Genomic DNA, 16,899 nt, shown 5'->3' with positions numbered 1-16,899 from the left:
GCCCCCTTTCCAGCGCCGGCCCGCGAGGCCGGCCAAGCGTGAGACCGCCACCGTGCTAGACGTCGTCATCACCCGCGTGCAGCGGGAAACCCCGGACATCCTCAGCCTCGAACTGGCCCGCCCCGACGCCGGCCCCCTGCCCGCCTTCAGCGCCGGCGCGCACATCGACCTGCACCTGCCGGGCGGGCTGGTGCGCCAGTACTCGCTGTGCAACGCGCCGGAGGAAACCCACCGCTACCGCATCGCCGTGCTGCGCTGCGCCGACTCGCGCGGCGGCTCCCGCGCGGTGCACGAACTGCAGGCCGGGCAGCCGCTGCGCATCGGCGAACCACGCAACCTCTTCCCCCTCGCCGAAGGCCCGGGAAGGCGCCTGCTGCTGGCCGGCGGCATCGGCATCACCCCGCTGCTGAGCATGGCCGAGCAGCTTTCGCGCAGCGGCGCCGACTTCGAGCTGCACTACTGCGCGCGCTCGGCGCAGCAGGCGGCCTTCGTCGAGTACCTGGCGCAGTCCGCCTTCGCCACCCGCGTGCATTGCCACTTCGACAACGGCGAGCCGGCGCGGCGCCTGGACGTGGCCGCGCTGCTGGCAGCGCAGGCGGGCGATGCGCAGCTGTACACCTGCGGCCCGGCGGGCTTCATGGCGCATGTGCTGGACAGTGCGCGTGCCCTGGGCTGGGACGAGTCGCGCCTGCACCGTGAGTACTTCGGCGCTGAGCCGGACGTGGGCGGCGAAGCCTTCGAGGTGCAGTTGGCGAGCAGCGGGCAGGTGGTGCGCGTGGAGGATGGGCAGAGCGTGGTGGAGGCGCTGCGCGGTGTCGGTGTGGAGGTGCAGGTGGCGTGTGAGCAGGGTATCTGCGGCACCTGCCTGACGCGGGTGTTGGAAGGGGTGCCGGAGCATCGTGACCAGTACCTGACCGAGGACGAGCAGGCTGCCAATGATCAGTTCACGCCTTGCTGTTCGCGGTCGCGGAGTGCGCGGTTGGTGTTGGATCTGTAGGAGCGAGCTTGCTCGCGAAGGGAGTTTCCAGGCGGCTTGGGTGTTTCGGTTTGACTCCGTCCCCTCTCCCCAGCCCTCTCCCTGAAGGGAGAGGGGGCTTGTCCGTGCCGGCTAAAGGCAAGGTTTCAGCCGGGTACCACAGCATCCGGCGAACTCCAGAGCATCCAAGCGCTCCGAACGGTCCCCTCTCCCTTCAGGGAGAGGGTTAGGGAGAGGGCGCTCTTCGGCCAGGCACAACGGTGAAGCCCGTTCGCGAGCAAGCTCGCTCCTACGAAAAGCATCTCGGCACCGCTGGTTGGTCCTACGACCGGTCTTTTTCCCCCGCCACGGACTTCTTCAGCACCGCCACCCCCTCCCGCGGCGGGTGGAAGTATTCGGCGTAGCGCAAAGTAGCGTTGGCATGCTCACGCATGATCGCCTCGGCGCGCGCGCCCTGGCCGTTGACCAGGGCGTCGTAGGCGGCGTGGTGCTGCATGTGGGCGAAGTTGAAGCGCTGGTATTCGCGGGGCAGGTTGTCGCGGTCCACCGCCAGCGAGCTGACCGAGGCGAACGGCAGGTGGTCGTTGCGCGCCAGGGCCTCGGTGATGGCGCGGTTGCCGCTGGCCTCGATGATCGCCTGGTGGAAGCGCATGTTGAGGCTGTGGTAGGCCTCCAGGTCCTCGGGCAGTACATGGCCCTTTGCGAAAATGCGGTCGCCTTCGTCCAGGCACTGCTGGAGCTGCGCCCGCGTCTCTTCGGAAATTCCCCGCTCAGCCGCCTGGCGCGCTGCCAGCCCTTCCAGCACGCCGCGTACCTCCACGGCGCCGGCGATGTCGTCCTCGGTGACTTCGCGCACCGTATAGCCACGGTTGCCGGCCTTGACCAGCAGCCCTTCCTGCTCCAGCACACGCAACGCCATGCGCACCGGCATGCGCGAAACCTGCAGGCGCTCCGCGGTGGGAATCTCGACGATGCGCTCGCCGGCGGCCAGTTCGCCGGAGGCGATCATCTTGCGCAGTTCAGCCAGCACGCGTTGGCCTGGTTTGCTCATCGAGGAGGCTCTTGTGGCGGGGAGAGTCGGGGGATGATAGCGCGGCGTGGCGCTTTTCGTAGGAGCGAGCTTGCTCGCGAATGGCGTTACCCGGCAGCCTCGCAGTTTGCCCCAGACTCAGTCCCCTCTCCCCAGCCCTCTCCCTGAAGGGAGAGGGGGCCTGTCCGTGCCGAGAAGGAATTTGGTGTTAGCCGGGTAATCGGTACGAGCCGGCCGACGCCGAAACATCAGCGCACTCCGAACGGTCCCCTCTCCCTTCAGGGAGAGGGTTAGGGAGAGGGAGCGGAGTCAAACCAACGCAGAGGAATCGCCGAGATACTCCGTTCGCGAGCAAGAACCAGGCGTCCCCCTCGCTCCTACAAGAGCCCGCGCTCCTCACCCCTTGCGATGCACCGAGAACCCCGCCCAGGCCTGGCTCACCGGCATGATCTCCAGGCTGTTGATGTTGATGTGCGGCGGCTGGTTGACGATCCAGTGGATGGTCTCGGCAATGTCTTCGGGCTGCAGTGCCTCGGTGCCGGCGTAGGTCTTGTCGTAGCGCGCCTGGTCGCCGCCGAAGCGCACCAGGGAGAACTCGCTTTCGCACAGGCCCGGCTCCAGGTTGCTGACGCGTACGCCGGTGCCCTGCAGGTCGCAGCGCAGGCTCAGGGAGAACTGTTCGACGAAGGCCTTGGTGGCGCCGTAGACGTGGCTGCCGGGGTACGGCCACTGGCCGGCCACCGAGCCGAGGTTGAGGATGCTGGCGCCGCGGCCGTGGGCGATCAGCCGGGGCAGCAGCAGGCGGGTGCAGTACATCAGGCCCTTGATGTTGGTGTCGACCATGGTGTCCCAGTCGTCCAGGTCGCACTCCTGCGCCGGGTCGGCGCCCAGGGCCAGGCCGGCGTTGTTGATCAGCGCGCGTAGCTTGTCGAAGCCGGCCGGCAGGTTGTCCACGGCGCGGGCCACGGCGGCGCGGTCGCGCACGTCGAGGGTGATAGGCAGCACTTCGGCCTGGGCGGACAGCTCCTTGGCCAGGGCCTGCAGGCGGTCTTCGCGGCGGCCGGTGATCACCAGCGACCAGCCGTCGCGAGCGAAACGGCGGGCGCAGGCTTCGCCGAAGCCGGAGGTGGCGCCGGTAATGAACAGGGTGGGAGTCATGGGCCAATTCCTCTGCTGGCGGTTTTTCTGTCGGACTTCGCAGGATAGCAGCCCTGCCCCGCCAGCCAGCGCTACAGCGGCCGTCCACAATGGCCGAACAGTTCGGCAGACGCCCAGGGACGCGGGACGGAGAGGTTTTCCCCCAGGTTTTCCACAGGCTGCTCCACAGTCGGCAGCGGTTTTCGGCAATGCCTGGCGAGCGCCTGCCACGGGCGCAGCAGCCCAGGCGTTTCGCGGCTTGCGCCATGCCCCTGGTCAGTATTCAGGCAGCGCTGCGCAAGCCACGGCGCGTCTGGGCCGGGAGCAGCTTTCCCAAGCTTATCCACAGCTTGCCCAACAGATTCCGTGGACAACCCGCTAGCCGCCCTGCTCCACCAGCAGGCGCGCGGCGATCAGGTCTTCCAGGGCGTAGCCGACCGATTTGAACAGGGTGATTTCCTGGTCGTCACGGCGCAGCCCGCGGCCCTGCAGCAGGTCGCCGAGCTGGGTGTGGATGGCCGATTCGGCGATGGCGCCCTCGGCCAGGGGGATCAGCAGGTCGCCGGCTTCCTCCAGCGCGCCTTCGCGGGTGTCGACGACGATGCGCGCGCGGCGCACGGCTTCGCTGTCGGTCTCGCGCATGCTCGGCAGGAAGGCGCCGACCAGGTCGAGGTGGCTGCCAGGGCTCAGCCACTCGCCGCGCACCAGCGGCTCGCGGGAGGTGGTCACGCAGCTGATGGTGTCGGCCGCGGCCACGCCTGCGGCGAGGTCTTCGCAGGCGCGCACCGGGTAGCCTTCGCCGGCCAGGCGCTCGACCAGCGCGGCGACCTTGGACGGGTGCCGGCCCCAGATGGCGACGTCGGTGTAGTCGCGCACCGCCGCGTGGGCGCGCACCATGTGCGGCGCCAGGGTGCCGCTGCCGACGATGAGCAGGCGCTCGGCGTCGCGCCGGGCCAGGTGGTCCGCCGCCAGGGCCGAGGTGCAGGCGGTGCGCCGGGCGGTGAGTTCGGAGGCTTCGAGCAGCGCCAGCGGGCGGCCGTCGACGCCGTCGAACAGGCAGAACAGCGCGGCCACCGCCGGCAGGCCGCGCGCGCCGTTGCCGGGGAACACGGTGACCAGCTTGACGCCGATGTCCTGCCCCGGGCGCCACACCGGCATGGTCAGCAGCGTGGCGTTATCGGGCAGCGCATGGCAGCCGCGCACCGGCGCCTCGCAGGTGTCGGCCAGGCCCTGGCGCAGGGCTTCGATCAGTTGTGGATAAGCCAGGCGCTCGGCGACGTCGGCGTTGGTGAGGAAACGGACATCGTGCATGGAGACTCCCCATAAAGTCAGGCGAGCCCTTGTAGGAGCGAGGCGTCCCCCTCGCTCCTACGAAGAGCAGATGTGCGGTCAGTGCCCGCCCAGATAGGCGTCGCGCACCTCCTGGTTGCCCAGCAGTTCCGCGCCCGTGCCGCTCATGCGAATCTCGCCGTTGACCATCACATAGCCGCGGTCGGAGAGCCTGAGGGCGTGGTTGGCGTTCTGCTCGACGAGGAACAGCGTCATGCCGGTCTGCGCCAGTTCGCGCAGGGTCTGGAAGATCTGCTTGACCACGATGGGCGCCAGGCCCAGGGAGGGTTCGTCGAGCAGCAGCAGCTTGGGCCGGCTCATCAGCGCGCGGGCGATGGCGAGCATCTGCTGCTCGCCGCCGGACATGGTCATGGCGCGCTGGTTGCGCCGCTCCTTCAGCCGCGGGAACAGCTCGAACATGCGCTGCATGTCTTCCTGGGCGTGGTCCATGCCGATGGGGATGGTGCCCATCAGCAGGTTCTCCTCCACGCTCATGTCGGGGAACACCCGGCGCCCTTCCGGCGACTGCGCGATGCCGTTGGAGGCCACGTAGTGCGCCGAGCGCCGGGCGATGTCCTGGCCGCGGTAGAGAATCTGCCCGGCGGCCGCGCGCGGCTGGCCGAAGATGGACATCAGCAGGGTGGACTTGCCGGCGCCGTTGGCGCCGATCAGCGCCACCGTCTCGCCTTCGCCCACGGTCAGGGAAACCTTCTTCAGCGCCTGGATCGGCCCGTAGAACACATCCACATCACGGAATTCCAGAATCGGCGCCGTCATGCGACCTCCTCTTCGTCTGCGCCCAGGTAGGCGGCGATCACCTTGTCGTTGCTGCGGATCTCCGCCGGCAGGCCGCGGGCGATCACGTCGCCGTGGTCGAGCACGATGATGTGGTCGGAGATGTTCATCACCATGCCCATGTCGTGCTCGATGAGCAGCACGGTGATGCCGTGGTGGTCGCGCAGGAAGCGGATGATCCGGCTCAGCGCCTGGGTCTCGGCCGGGTTGAGGCCGGCGGCCGGTTCGTCCAGGCAGATGATTTCCGGGCGCGTGCACATGGCCCGGGCGATCTCCAGGCGGCGCTGCTGGCCGTAGGACATCTCGCCGGCCAGGCGGTTGGCGCAGTCCACCAGATCGACCACTTCCAGCCAGTAGAAGGCGTGGTCCAGCGCGTCGCTTTCCGCGCGGCGGTAGCCGGGGGTGTTGAGGATGCCGGAAACCAGGTTGCGGTTGACGTACATGTGCTGCGCCACCAGCAGGTTCTCCACCACCGACATTTCGCGGAACAGGCGGATGTTCTGGAAGGTGCGCGCCAGCCCCGCGCGGTTCACCAGGTGGGTACCGCCGAACATCTTGTAGTACACGCGGCTGCCGAACTGCGCCGGGTTGACGAAGTCGCCGGCCTGGAACGGCTGGCCGAGGATCTTGATGACGTCGGTGGTAGTGCCCTGGGTGTTGAGCAGGATCTTCCCGCCGGTGGCCTTGTAGAAGCCGGTCAGGCAGTTGAACACGGTGGTCTTGCCGGCGCCGTTGGGGCCGATCAGCGCGGTGATGGAGCCGCGCTCCACGTCCAGGTTGACGTCGTTGAGCGCCTTGATGCCGCCGAAGTGCATCATCAGGTGCTCGACGCTGAGAATCTTGTCGCTCATGGCGCCACCCCCTTGCGCTTGGCGAAGCCCCGGCGGTTGATGCGGATCAGCCCGCGCGGGCGCCAGATCATCATCAGCACCATGAGCATGCCGAACAGCAGCACGCGGTAGTCGGCGAAGCTGCGCAGCAGTTCCGGCGTCACCGTCAGCACGAAGGCGGCGATCACCACCCCGAGGGTCGAGCCCATGCCGCCGAGCACGACGATGGCGAGGATCAGCGCCGACTCGAAGAAGTTGAACGAGGTGGGATTGACGAAGCCCTGCTGGCTGGCGAAGAACACCCCGGCCAGGCCGGCGGTAGAGGCGCCGAGCATGAACGCCGAGAGCTTCACCAACACGTGGTTCAGGCCCAGAGAGCGGCAGGCGATCTCGTCCTCGCGTAGCGCTTCCCAGGCGCGTCCGACCGGCATGCGCGTCAGCCGGTGCTTGATGTATAGCACCAGGATGACAACCAGGCAGAGCACGATGTAGAGGAACAGGGACTTGAAGTTAGCGCTGTACTGGATGCCAAGGAATTCGTTGATGGGTATCCCCCCCTCCTTGGCCCGCTTGCCGAACTCCAGGCCGAAAAAGGTCGGCGCCGGCACCTGCATGCCGTTCGGGCCGCCGGTGAAGGACAGCCAGTTGTTGAGCACCAGGCGAATGATCTCGCCGAAGCCCAGGGTCACGATGGCCAGGTAGTCGCCGTGCATGCGCAGCACCGGGAAGCCCAGCAGCGCCCCGGCCATCGCCGCGATCAACGGCGCCAGCACCAGCAGGGTCCAGAAGCCTAGACCGAGGTACTGGTAGCCCAGCGCCAGGCCGTAGGCGCCGATGGCGTAGAAGGCCACGTAGCCCAGGTCGAGCAGCCCGGCGAGGCCCACCACTATGTTCAGGCCCAGGCCCAGCAGCACGTAGATCAGCCCGAGGATGATCACGCCATACAGGTACTTGGTGGCGAAGAACGGGAAGGCCACGGCGACCACCACCAGCAGCGGGATGATCCAGCGCAGGCGCGTCTTGTAGCCCGGCGGCAGCACCTGGATGCCGGAGTCGGAGCCCTCGAAGCGGTCGAGCACGCGGCTGCCGACGGCGGTCTGCAGGAACAGGCTGAGCACCAGGCGCCCGGCCATGACCGCGCCGACCATCCAGGCCAGGCGCACCGGTTGCAGGTTGAAGCTGTAGCCGTCGAGCACGATGCCGACGATAGGGCCGAATACGATGAGGGCGACCAGGCCGGCCAGGACGGTGTCCACCAGGCTCTGCTTGAGGTCGATGCGCGGGGCGGAAGCGGTTGCGGTAGCCATGCTCACACCTTCGATACCTGGGGCCGGCCCAGGAGTCCTTGCGGTCGGAAGATGAGGATGGTCACCAGCAGCCCGAAGGCGAACACGTCCTTGTAGTCGGTGTTGACCATGCCGGAGAACTGCGCCTCGGCCACGCCCAGGATCAGGCCGCCGAGCATGGCCCCGGGCAGCGAGCCGATGCCGCCGAGCACCGCGGCGGTGAACGCCTTGATGCCGATGATGAAGCCGGCGTAGAAGTCGAAGGTGCCGTAGTTCATGGTGATCAGCACGCCGGCCAGCGCGGCCATGGCGGCGCCGATGACGAACACGTAGGAGATCACCCGGTCGGTGTTGATGCCCAGGATCGAGGCCATCTTGCGATCCTGCTGGGTGGCGCGGCACATGCGCCCGAGCTTGGTGTACTGGATCACGTAGGTGAGCACGGCCATGCCGGCGAAGGAGGCCAGCAGGATGAACAGCTTGGTGTAGGTCAGCTGCACCCAGCCGTCGCCGATGTGCAGCTTGAAGGCGCCTTCGAGCAGCGTCGGCACGCCCTGCTGGCGCGGGCCCTGGGCCAGCTGCACGTAGTTCTGCAGGATCAGCGACATGCCGATGGCGCTGATCAGCGGCGCCAGGCGCGTGGAGTTGCGCAGCGGCTTGTAGGCGATGCGCTCGATCACCCAGCCGTACACGCCGGTGACCAGGATGGTGAAGATCAGCGTGCCGAGGATCAGCAGCGGGAAGGAATGCAGGCCGAAGAAGGCCAGCAGCGCCAGGCCGATGGCGGAAAGGTAGGCCGAGACCATGTAAACCTCGCCGTGGGCGAAGTTGATCATGCCGATGATGCCGTAGACCATCGTGTAACCGATGGCGATCAGGCCGTAGACCGACCCGAGGGTCAGCCCGTTGATCATTTGCTGGAGAAAGATGCCGTCCACGATTGGATACTCACGCAAGCGGGGCAGGAAAAGGCTGACGCAGCGCGCCTGATGCGGCTCGTGACCGCCCGCGGGCGACGTCGACCTGCGGGGATGCCGGCGCCGCTCGTGGCGGCGCCGGCAGGCGGCGCGTCAGGCCGGGATCACTTCTTGAAAGCGTCCAGCTGGTGGTACTTGCCCTTGTCGTCCCACTCGTAGACCACGTAGTCGGAGACTTTCAGGTCGCCCTTCTGGTCCCACTCCTTCTTGCCCATCACGGTCTGTACCGGGTGCGACTTCAGCCACTTGGCAGCGGCCGCCGGGTCGGTCTTGCCGGCGCCGTTGAAGCCGGCCGCCAGGGCCTGCACCGAGGCGTAGGCGTAGAGGGTGTAGCCCTCGGGCTCGAAGCCGCCGGCGCGGAACTTCTCGACCACCGCCTTGCCGTCGGGGATCAGCCGTGGGTCGGCGCCGAAGGTCATCAGCACGCCCTTGACGTACTGCGGGCCGCCGGCGGTGGTGACCAGCTCGTCGGTGACGATGCCGTCGTCGGACATGAACTTGGCGGTCAGGCCCTGTTCGCGCATCTGCCGCACCAGCGGGCCGGCCTCGGGGTGCAGGCCGCCGAAGTAGACGACCTCGGCGCCGGAAGCGCGGATCTTGGTGACCAGGGCGTTGAAGTCCTTCTCGCCGCGGGTCAGGCCTTCGTACAGCACCTCCTTCACGCCGCGCTTGTTCAGCTGCGCGCGGGTGGCGTCGGCCAGGCCCTGGCCGTAGGTGTCCTTGTCGTGGATGACCGCGACCTTCTTGGCCTTGAGCACGTCGACGATATAGTCGCCGGCGACGATGCCCTGCTGGTCGTCGCGGCCGCACATGCGGAACATGCCGGAGAGGCCGCGCTCGGTGACCTGCGGGTTGGTCGAGCCGGGGGTGATGGCGATGATGCCGGCCTCGTCGTAGACCTCGGAGGCGGGGATGGTGGAGGAGGAGCAGAAGTGGCCGACCACCGCCACCGCCTTGTCTTCGTCGACCAGGCGGTTGGCCACGGCCACGGCCTGTTTCGGTTCGCAGGCGTCGTCCGCCTTCACCAGCTTGATCTTCTCGCCGTTGACGCCGCCGGCGGCGTTGATGTCCTCGGCGGCCTGGGTCGCTCCGCGCCAGTATTGCTCGCCGAAGGAGGCGTTGGCCCCGGTGTGCGGGCCAGCGACGCCGATCACGACGTCAGCCTGGGCGAGAGAAGTCATGCCCATCGCGGCGGTTACCGCCAGGGCCAGAAAGCCTTTTCTGAAAATCTTCTGCGACATGGAGTTTTGCTCCTGAGGTTTTTGTGGTGACGCGCGAAACAACAGATGTTGGCGATTAGCCAACAGCAAGCCGCGTGCCATCCGTTTTTGTTATTCGAAAAGTCGGACAGCAGAACCGGCCAGGGCCGGCAGAAAACAGCTTTTGGCGTGTGCAACCCCCAAAAACAAAAGGTGCAACCCAAACATCCGATGGGCGCAACCGTCCATCCCGCGAGCTGGCACAACCAGCAGCCAACGGGCGCAACCCGAGCGGTAACCATCGCTGTCACCTAACTGCACATTCTCGGTGCGCGCCCATCGAGGTAACGCACCAAAAAGGCTAGACCAAAGTGCAGAAGGGGCCAGACGAGGCGGACGGGGCCGGGCGCCCCCGTCCCGGGCGCGCCGCTAGATCACCACGCGCAGGCACTGCCCGGCGTGGTAGAGCGAGAAGCCCGCCTCGTACAGGCAGCTGCGCAGGCCCGCCGCGGAAACCTCCTCCAGCGGCCGCAGGGGCATGGGCAGGGCGCTGGCCTCGCCGCGCAGCAGGAAGTCGGCGAAGGCCTTGCCCACCACGGTGCCGGTGGTCACCCCGCGGCCGTTGTAGCCGCTCATGGCGAGCAGCCCCGGCGCCGGCTCGAACAGGCGCATCAGGTGGTCGGGGGTGAAGTCGATGCAGCCGGTCCAGGTGAATTCCCAGTCCACCTTGCCCAGCCGCGGGAAGTAGTGCTGCTGGATGCGGTCGGCCCAGCTGCGGATGAACCACTCCGGCTTGCCGGTGCCCTTGCCCAGGCTGCCGAGCAGCAGGCGGCCGTCGGCGTCGCGGCGGATGCTGCTGAGCACCTGGCGGGTGTCCCAGGAGCCCTGGCCGCCGGGCAGGATGCGCGCGGCCTCGGCGCCCTCCAGCGGGCGCGAGGCGACCTGGTAGTAGTAACCGGGGAAGAAGGTGCGGCGCAGTTGCGTCCACTCGCCCTCGGTGTAGGCGCTGGAGGCGATCACCACCTTCTGCGCCAGCACGCTGCCCTCGCCGGTGATGACGCGCCAGGCGGCGCCCTCGCGCTCCAGCGCGGTCACCGCCGAGTTGTGGTACAGCCCGCCGCCCAGCTCGACCACGGCGCGGGCCAGGCCGCTGACGTAGGCCATGGGGTTGAGGGTGCCGGCGCGGCGGTCGAGCAGCGCGCCGGCGATTCTTTCAGTGCCGCAGGCCTCGGCACAGGCCGCGCCGGTGAGCAGCTCGACCGGGGCGCCTCGGCGCTGCCATTGCTCGCAGCGGCTGCGCAGGTCGTCCAGGCCGCGCTGGTTGTGGGCCATGTGCAGGGTGCCCTCGCGGCGCGCCTGGCAGTCGATGGCGTACTTGTCGATCAGCGAGAAGACCAGCGCGGGCGCCGCGCCGAGCATGCGGTTGAGGCGCGAGCCGACCTCCTGGCCCATGCCCGCCTCGATCTCGTCCGGCGGAATCCACAGGCCGGCATTGACCAGCCCGACGTTGCGCCCGGCACCGCCATGGCCGGTGCGATGAGCCTCCAGCACACAGACGCTGCGCCCCGCCTCCAGCAGGTGCAGGGCCGCGGAGAGCCCGGTGAAGCCGGCGCCGACGACGCACACGTCGGCCTCGTGTTCCCCCAGCAGCGACGGCGCCTGCGGCCGCTCGGGGGTCAGGTGTTCCCACAGACACTCTTGGCGAAGCGACATCCGCTGATCCTTGTACAAGGAGCTGCAAGCGGCAAGCGGCAAGCTCCAAGAAAGAGCCTGCCGCCCCACCCACAGCTAGAAGTCACACCCTGGTCTTGCGCTTTCAGCTTTCAGCTTTCAGCTTTCAGCTTTCAGCTAATCGAACACTATGCCCTGGGCCAACGGCAACTCCCGCGACCAGTTCACGGTGTTGGTCTGCCGGCGCATGTAGGCCTTCCAGGCGTCGGAGCCGGATTCGCGGCCGCCGCCGGTTTCCTTCTCGCCACCGAAGGCGCCGCCGATTTCCGCGCCGCTGGGGCCGATGTTGACGTTGGCGATGCCGCAGTCGCTGCCGATCGCCGACATGAAGGCTTCCGCCTCGCGCACGTCGGTGGTGAACACGCAGGACGACAGGCCCTGGGGCACGGCGTTGTTCAGCGCCACCGCCTCGTCGAAGTCCTTGTAGGGGATCACGTAGAGGATCGGGGCGAAGGTCTCGCTGCGCACCACGTCGCTCTGCTCGGGCATCTCGACGATGGCCGGGGAGACGTAGAAGGCCTCGGGGAACTGGTCTTGCAGCTGGCGCTCGCCGCCGAACACCGTGCCGCCCTCGCCGCGCGCCTGCTCCAGCGCGCCCTGCATGGCCAGGAAGCTGCGCTCGTCGATCAGCGGGCCGACCAGGTTGCCCTGCAGCGGGTGGCCGATGCGCACTTTCGAATACGCGGCCTTCAGGCGCGCGACTATCTCGTCCTTCACCGACTCGTGGGCGATCAGCCGACGCAACGTGGTGCAGCGCTGCCCGGCGGTGCCCACGGCGCTGAACAGGATGGCGCGCACGGCCATGTCCAGGTCGGCGCTGGGGGCCAGGATCATGGCGTTGTTGCCGCCCAGTTCGAGGATGCTGCGGCCGAAGCGGGCGGCGACGCGCGGGCCCACTTCGCGGCCCATGCGGGTGCTGCCGGTGGCGCTGACCAGGGCCACGCGCGGATCGTCCACCAGGGCCTCGCCGGCGGCGCGGTCGCCGATCAGCACCTGGCTGAGGCAGGCCGGGGCGTCGCCGAACTGCGCCAGGGCCTTGTCGAACAGGGCCTGGCAGGCCAGCGCGGTGAGCGGCGTCTTCTCCGATGGCTTCCACACCACCGGGTTGCCGCACACCAGGGCCAGCGCGGTGTTCCACGACCACACGGCGACCGGGAAGTTGAAGGCGCTGATGACGCCGACCACGCCCAGCGGCTGCCAGGTCTCGCGCATGTGGTGGCCGGGGCGCTCGGAGGCGATGGTCAGGCCGTAGAGCTGGCGCGACAGGCCGACGGCGAAGTCGCAGATGTCGATCATCTCCTGCACTTCGCCCTGGCCTTCCTGGGTGATCTTGCCGGCTTCCCAGGACACCAGCTCGCCCAGCTCGGCCTTGTGCGCGCGCAGCTGCTCGCCGAACAGCCGCACCAACTCGCCGCGGCGCGGCGCCGGCACCGCGCGCCAGGCGGCGAAGGCCTGGGCCGCGCGGCCGATCTTCTGCTCCACCTCGGCTGCGCTTTCCAGGCGCACGGCGCCCAGGCGGCTGCCGTCGATGGGGCTGTGGATGACATGGTCGCCGTTGGAGTAGAGGGAGGAATCGACTCCCAGTTTCTCGAGCAGTGCGGAAATCATCGCGTCTCCTGAGCCAGTCGGTTAAGCCATTGGAATGCAAGCAGTAATAACCGGCTTGCAGGCGGCCAACAAACGACGTTTCCTATGCACATCATTCCGTAAATTCATGCCAGGGGCGGCTGCGCGTCGGCGGAGCCGCCCTACCGGCATTCACAGAGCCGATCACGACGATGCTCAACAAACGCCACCTGCCCTCCATGACCGCCCTGCAGTGCTTCGAGGCCGTGGCCCGGCACCTGAGCTTCACCCGCGCCTCGGAGGAGCTGGCGCTGACCCAGAGCGCGGTGAGCAAGCAGGTGGCGCAGCTGGAGGAGATGCTCCAGCACCTGCTGTTCCGCCGCGTGCGCCGGCGCCTGCAGCTGACCCCGGCGGGCGAGCTGTACCTGCAGGAGGTGCGCAAGATCCTCAGCCAGGTGGAGCTGTCCACCCGCTACCTGCTGTCCTACGGCGGCGAGACCGAGGTGCTGCGCGTGTCCACCCCGCCCACTTTCGGTGCGCGCTGGCTGATCCCGCTGCTCAACGGCTGGCGCCATCGCCACCCGAACATCCACCTGGACCTGCGCCAGGAACTGGAGCCCGACGACCTGCTGCACTCGCGCTGCGACGTGGCTTTCTTCTTCGGCCCCGGCACCCTGCCCGGCGCCGAGTGCCTGCACCTGTTCGGCGAGGAAATGCTGCCGGTGTGCTCGCCGGCGCTCCTCCCGGCGCAGCCGCTGGACGACCCGCTGCAACTGGACGAACTGGTGCTGCTGCAGAACGCCACCCGCCCGGAGGCCTGGCACGAGTGGTTCGCCAGCCTCGACCGGCGCAGCGAGCACAGCTTCCACGGGCCGCGCTTCGACACCTTCTACATGTGCATCCGCGCCGCCCAGGCCGGCTGCGGCGTGGCCCTGCTGCCGCGCTTCCTGGTGGAGGAGGAACTGGCCGAAGGCAAGCTGGTGGTCGCCTGGCCGCACAGCCTGCAGAGCCGCAGCGCCTACTACCTGGCCTACCCCGAGCAGGCCGCGGCGGTGCCCAAGGTGCGCGCCTTCGTCGAGTGGATCGGCGAGCACCTGCAACAGCCCTGAAGCGCCCGCGACCATCCGGGCATCGCCCGGCACGCCGCGTGCTGGTATTTTTTCCGCATCCGACGGGCCGCGCCCGTCCACAACCGGACAGAGAAGCCCATGAAAACCATCCAAGACGACATCGCCAAGGACCTCAACGTGCAGCGGCCCTTCGCCACCGAGGCCGACGTGCAGGCGGAAATCCAGCGCCGCATCCGCTTCATCCAGGACTGCCTGCGCGAGTCGGGCACCAGGACCCTGGTGCTGGGCATCAGCGGCGGTGTCGACTCCCTCACCGCCGGCATGCTCTGCCAGCGCGCCGTGGAAGGCCTGCGCGAGGAAACCGGCAACTCGGACTACCGCTTCATCGCCGTGCGCCTGCCGTACAACGTGCAGGGCGACGAGTCCGACGCCCAGGCGGCGGTGGACTGCATCGCCCCGGACGAGCGCCACACGGTGAACATCGGCCCGGCGGTCCAGGCCCTGGCCGAGCAGACCCGCGCCCTCGACGGCCTGCCCGCCGCCACCGTGGACTTCGCCCTGGGCAACACCAAGGCGCGCATGCGCATGGTCGCCCAGTACACCATCGCCAACGCCCGCCAGGGCCTGGTGGTGGGCACCGACCACGCCGCCGAGGCGGTGATGGGCTTCTTCACCAAGTTCGGCGACGGCGCCTGCGACATCGCCCCGCTGACCGGCCTGGTGAAGCACCAGGTGCGCACCATCGCCCGCACCCTGGGCGCCCCGGAATTCCTCGTGGAAAAAGTGCCCACCGCCGACCTCGAAGACCTGGCCCCGGGCAAGCCGGACGAACACGCCCACGGCGTGACCTACCAGGAGATCGACGCCTTCCTGCACGGCCAGCCGGTCAGCCCGGAGGCCTTCGAGATCATCAAGCGCACCTACGAGAAGACCCACCACAAGCGGCAGCTGCCGAAGGCGCCGTGAGGGCGCCTTGCGCCATTCCCTGTAGGAGCGCGCCCTGCGCGCGATTTCGCGGGCAGGGCCCGCTCCTACAGGTTGCCGGGAGGCACAGTATTCCTCCCCCCGTAGGAGCGGACCTTGTCCGCGATTAGCCGGAACCTCCGGCGCGATTCGCGGATGAGATCCGCTACGCTGCCCACCCGCGCCATTCCATGTAGGAGCGCGCCCTGCGCGCGATTTCGCGGGCAGGGCCCGCTCCTACAGGTTGCCGGGAGGCACGATATTCCTCCCCCCGTAGGAGCGGACCTTGTCCGCGATTAGCCGGAACCTCCGGCGCGATTCGCGGATGAGATCCGCTACGCTGCCCCACCCGCGCCATTCCATGTAGGAGCGCGCCCTGCGCGCGATTTCGCGGGCAGGGCCCGCTACAGGTCGCCGGGAGGCACGGTATTCCTCCTCCCGTAGGAGCGGACCTTGTCCGCGATAGCCGGAACCTCCGGCGCGATTCGCGGATGAGATCCGCTCCTACGCCGCCCCACCCGCGCCATTCCATGTAGGAGCGCGCCCTGCGCGCGATTTCGCGGGCAGGGCCCGCTCCTACAGGTTGCCGGGGGACACGGTATTCCGCTTCTATGCCACCCGCGCTGGCAGCACGTACTGCCACACCGCGATGAAGTGCAGCAGGCTGCCGGCGATCACGAACAGGTGCCAGATGCCGTGCCAGTGGCGGAAGCGCTCGTCGTAGGCGAAGAACAGGATGCCGATGGTGTAGCTGGCCCCGCCGGCCACCAGCCAGGCCAGGCCGCCCGGGCCAAGGGCGCGGTACAGCGGGCCCAGGGCAATCAGCACGATCCAGCCCATCACCGCGTAGATGACGATGGACAGCACCCGCGCCTCGGAGCGCGGCTTGAGTTCCTGCAGCATGCCCAGCACCGCCAGGCTCCAGACGATGCCGAACAGCGTCCAGCCCCAGGCGCCCTTGAGGCTCACCAGGCAGAAGGGCGTGTAGCTGCCGGCGATCAGCAGGTAGATCGACAGGTGGTCGAGCTTGCGCAGGATCGTCTTGGCCCGCCCGCGCACGCTGTGGTAGGTGGTGGAGACGCTGTAGAGCAGCAGCAGGCTGCCGCTGTAGACCGAGACGCCGACTATCTTCAGCGCATCGCCGAGCAGGCTGCTGGCGATCACCAGCCAGGTGCCGCCCACCAGCGCCGCCACGGCGCCGAGCAGGTGGGTCCAGGCATTGAATCGTTCACCGTGGTACACGTTCTTCCCCCCTGACGCGACCCAGGCACGGCGGGTCGCCTACCAGGATAAGTTAAAACGAAAAAGCCCGGCTGCAAGCCGGGCTTTCGTACGAAGCGACGAACTCACTTCAGAGCGAGGGTGCCCTTCATCATTGCCGAGTGGCCCGGGAAGCTGCAGAAGAACATGTACTGCTCGCCTTCCTTCAGCTTGGAGACGTCGAAGCTCACCGAGTCTTTCTCGCCGGAGCCGATGATCTTGGTGTGGGCGATCACGCGGGTGTCGCCGTCCTTCAGGTAGTTCTTGTCCAGGCCGGCGGCCATGCCGTCGGCGACCACGCCCTGCATGTCGGCGGCGGTGGTCAGCACCCAGTTGTGGCCCATGACGTTCTTCGGCAGGGCGCCGGGGTGGGACAGGTTCACGGTGAAGGTCTTGCAGCTCTTGTCCACGCTGATGGCGTTGGTGTTGAACTGCATCTGGTCGTTGCCTTGAATGTCCACCGAGCATTCGGCAGCCAGCAGCGGGGCGCTGAACAGACCGAGCAGGGTGACAGCAGCGAGTTTGTGGAACATACGAGCCTCCTGGGCAGGTTGGGCGGAGAATCCGGAACGGCAGACTGCCCGATAGTCGGGCGGCGCCTGCTGATCCAGGTCAATTCGGTGCGGGCGGCGCCATAGTCTTGCCAGCATGCAGTTCTATCAGGCTGATACGAACTTTCAACGAGGCAAATTAGCGCGCCCCGTCCAGCATAGACCGTCACGGATGCCTGACGGAGAGCGTCGCCATGCA

General features: G+C 68.0%; 15 protein-coding genes. 3 read left to right on the top strand and 12 right to left on the bottom strand.

Annotated features, from left to right (window positions below; translation table 11 throughout):
• The first annotated feature begins 52 nt into the window (after positions 1 to 52).
• The gene (locus tag IG194_RS16340) at positions 53 to 997 is read left to right on the top strand and encodes a PDR/VanB family oxidoreductase (RefSeq protein WP_058488225.1); all 945 of its coding nucleotides are present in this window, start codon (positions 53 to 55) and stop codon (positions 995 to 997) included.
• A gap of 301 nt (positions 998 to 1,298) precedes the next feature.
• Here the strand turns inward: IG194_RS16340 and IG194_RS16335 are convergent, their stop codons facing one another.
• From IG194_RS16335 to IG194_RS16290, 10 genes are all read right to left on the bottom strand, one after another.
• Positions 1,299 to 2,027: a GntR family transcriptional regulator gene (locus tag IG194_RS16335; protein WP_058488224.1), complete on the bottom strand. Its 729-nt coding sequence runs from the start codon at positions 2,025 to 2,027 to the stop codon at positions 1,299 to 1,301.
• A 375-nt stretch (positions 2,028 to 2,402) separates the two neighbouring features.
• On the bottom strand, positions 2,403 to 3,164 hold the full coding sequence (locus IG194_RS16330; RefSeq protein WP_043268632.1) for an SDR family oxidoreductase: 762 nt from the start codon (positions 3,162 to 3,164) through the stop codon (positions 2,403 to 2,405).
• Between the two features lie 357 nt (positions 3,165 to 3,521).
• Positions 3,522 to 4,454 carry an ornithine cyclodeaminase family protein gene (locus IG194_RS16325; protein ID WP_058488223.1) on the bottom strand — a complete coding sequence of 311 codons (933 nt, stop codon included), beginning with the start codon at positions 4,452 to 4,454 and terminating at the stop codon, positions 3,522 to 3,524.
• Between the two features lie 78 nt (positions 4,455 to 4,532).
• Positions 4,533 to 5,249, bottom strand: a complete 717-nt coding sequence (locus tag IG194_RS16320) for an ABC transporter ATP-binding protein (RefSeq protein WP_009613406.1) — start codon at positions 5,247 to 5,249, stop codon at positions 4,533 to 4,535.
• Positions 5,246 to 6,118: an ATP-binding cassette domain-containing protein gene (locus IG194_RS16315; RefSeq protein ID WP_009613407.1), complete on the bottom strand. Its 873-nt coding sequence runs from the start codon at positions 6,116 to 6,118 to the stop codon at positions 5,246 to 5,248. The genes IG194_RS16320 and IG194_RS16315 overlap by 4 nt, the downstream gene beginning before the upstream one ends.
• Complete coding sequence (gene livM, locus IG194_RS16310; RefSeq protein WP_058488222.1) at positions 6,115 to 7,404, bottom strand: high-affinity branched-chain amino acid ABC transporter permease LivM; 1,290 nt, start codon at positions 7,402 to 7,404, stop codon at positions 6,115 to 6,117. The genes IG194_RS16315 and livM overlap by 4 nt, the downstream gene beginning before the upstream one ends.
• Before the next feature lie 2 nt (positions 7,405 to 7,406).
• Entirely contained in the window at positions 7,407 to 8,321 is a 915-nt protein-coding gene (locus IG194_RS16305; protein WP_009613409.1) for an ABC transporter permease subunit, read from the bottom strand.
• Between the two features lie 143 nt (positions 8,322 to 8,464).
• A complete protein-coding gene (locus IG194_RS16300; protein ID WP_009613410.1) occupies positions 8,465 to 9,601 on the bottom strand; it encodes a branched-chain amino acid ABC transporter substrate-binding protein in 1,137 nt (378 codons plus the stop codon).
• 387 nt (positions 9,602 to 9,988) lie between these two features.
• Complete coding sequence (locus IG194_RS16295; RefSeq protein WP_058488221.1) at positions 9,989 to 11,272, bottom strand: NAD(P)/FAD-dependent oxidoreductase; 1,284 nt, start codon at positions 11,270 to 11,272, stop codon at positions 9,989 to 9,991.
• A 135-nt stretch (positions 11,273 to 11,407) separates the two neighbouring features.
• Positions 11,408 to 12,898: an aldehyde dehydrogenase family protein gene (locus IG194_RS16290; protein ID WP_043316531.1), complete on the bottom strand. Its 1,491-nt coding sequence runs from the start codon at positions 12,896 to 12,898 to the stop codon at positions 11,408 to 11,410.
• Positions 12,899 to 13,068: 170 nt separating this feature from the next.
• Between IG194_RS16290 and IG194_RS16285 the strand changes: the two genes are divergently transcribed.
• Positions 13,069 to 13,965, top strand: a complete 897-nt coding sequence (locus tag IG194_RS16285) for a LysR family transcriptional regulator (RefSeq protein ID WP_009613413.1) — start codon at positions 13,069 to 13,071, stop codon at positions 13,963 to 13,965.
• A gap of 99 nt (positions 13,966 to 14,064) precedes the next feature.
• Complete coding sequence (gene nadE / locus IG194_RS16280; RefSeq protein WP_058488220.1) at positions 14,065 to 14,892, top strand: ammonia-dependent NAD(+) synthetase; 828 nt, start codon at positions 14,065 to 14,067, stop codon at positions 14,890 to 14,892.
• A 606-nt stretch (positions 14,893 to 15,498) separates the two neighbouring features.
• Here nadE and trhA read toward each other — a convergent pair.
• Positions 15,499 to 16,131, bottom strand: a complete 633-nt coding sequence (trhA, locus tag IG194_RS16275; RefSeq protein WP_058488219.1) for a PAQR family membrane homeostasis protein TrhA — start codon at positions 16,129 to 16,131, stop codon at positions 15,499 to 15,501.
• A 104-nt stretch (positions 16,132 to 16,235) separates the two neighbouring features.
• Positions 16,236 to 16,682 (bottom strand): azurin, encoded by a 447-nt coding sequence (gene azu / locus IG194_RS16270; RefSeq protein ID WP_009613416.1) that lies wholly within the window; start codon positions 16,680 to 16,682, stop codon positions 16,236 to 16,238.
• Positions 16,683 to 16,899: the final 217 nt, after the last annotated feature.

Source organism: Pseudomonas sp. ADPe (assembly GCF_014843515.1).
In the GTDB taxonomy this organism is placed as follows: Bacteria; Pseudomonadota; Gammaproteobacteria; order Pseudomonadales; family Pseudomonadaceae; genus Pseudomonas; species Pseudomonas citronellolis.
This window is presented reverse-complemented; position numbering and strand designations above follow the sequence as displayed.

Coding starts and splice junctions, on each gene's coding strand:
- IG194_RS16335 (WP_058488224.1), bottom strand. CDS start 2,027: ATGAGCAAACCAGGCCAACGCGTGCTGGCTGAACTGCGCAAGATGATC.
- IG194_RS16330 (WP_043268632.1), bottom strand. CDS start 3,164: ATGACTCCCACCCTGTTCATTACCGGCGCCACCTCCGGCTTCGGCGAA.
- IG194_RS16325 (WP_058488223.1), bottom strand. CDS start 4,454: ATGCACGATGTCCGTTTCCTCACCAACGCCGACGTCGCCGAGCGCCTG.
- IG194_RS16320 (WP_009613406.1), bottom strand. CDS start 5,249: ATGACGGCGCCGATTCTGGAATTCCGTGATGTGGATGTGTTCTACGGG.
- IG194_RS16315 (WP_009613407.1), bottom strand. CDS start 6,118: ATGAGCGACAAGATTCTCAGCGTCGAGCACCTGATGATGCACTTCGGC.
- livM (WP_058488222.1), bottom strand. CDS start 7,404: ATGGCTACCGCAACCGCTTCCGCCCCGCGCATCGACCTCAAGCAGAGC.
- IG194_RS16300 (WP_009613410.1), bottom strand. CDS start 9,601: ATGTCGCAGAAGATTTTCAGAAAAGGCTTTCTGGCCCTGGCGGTAACC.
- IG194_RS16295 (WP_058488221.1), bottom strand. CDS start 11,272: ATGTCGCTTCGCCAAGAGTGTCTGTGGGAACACCTGACCCCCGAGCGG.
- IG194_RS16290 (WP_043316531.1), bottom strand. CDS start 12,898: ATGATTTCCGCACTGCTCGAGAAACTGGGAGTCGATTCCTCCCTCTAC.
- IG194_RS16285 (WP_009613413.1), top strand. CDS start 13,069: ATGCTCAACAAACGCCACCTGCCCTCCATGACCGCCCTGCAGTGCTTC.
- nadE (WP_058488220.1), top strand. CDS start 14,065: ATGAAAACCATCCAAGACGACATCGCCAAGGACCTCAACGTGCAGCGG.
- azu (WP_009613416.1), bottom strand. CDS start 16,682: ATGTTCCACAAACTCGCTGCTGTCACCCTGCTCGGTCTGTTCAGCGCC.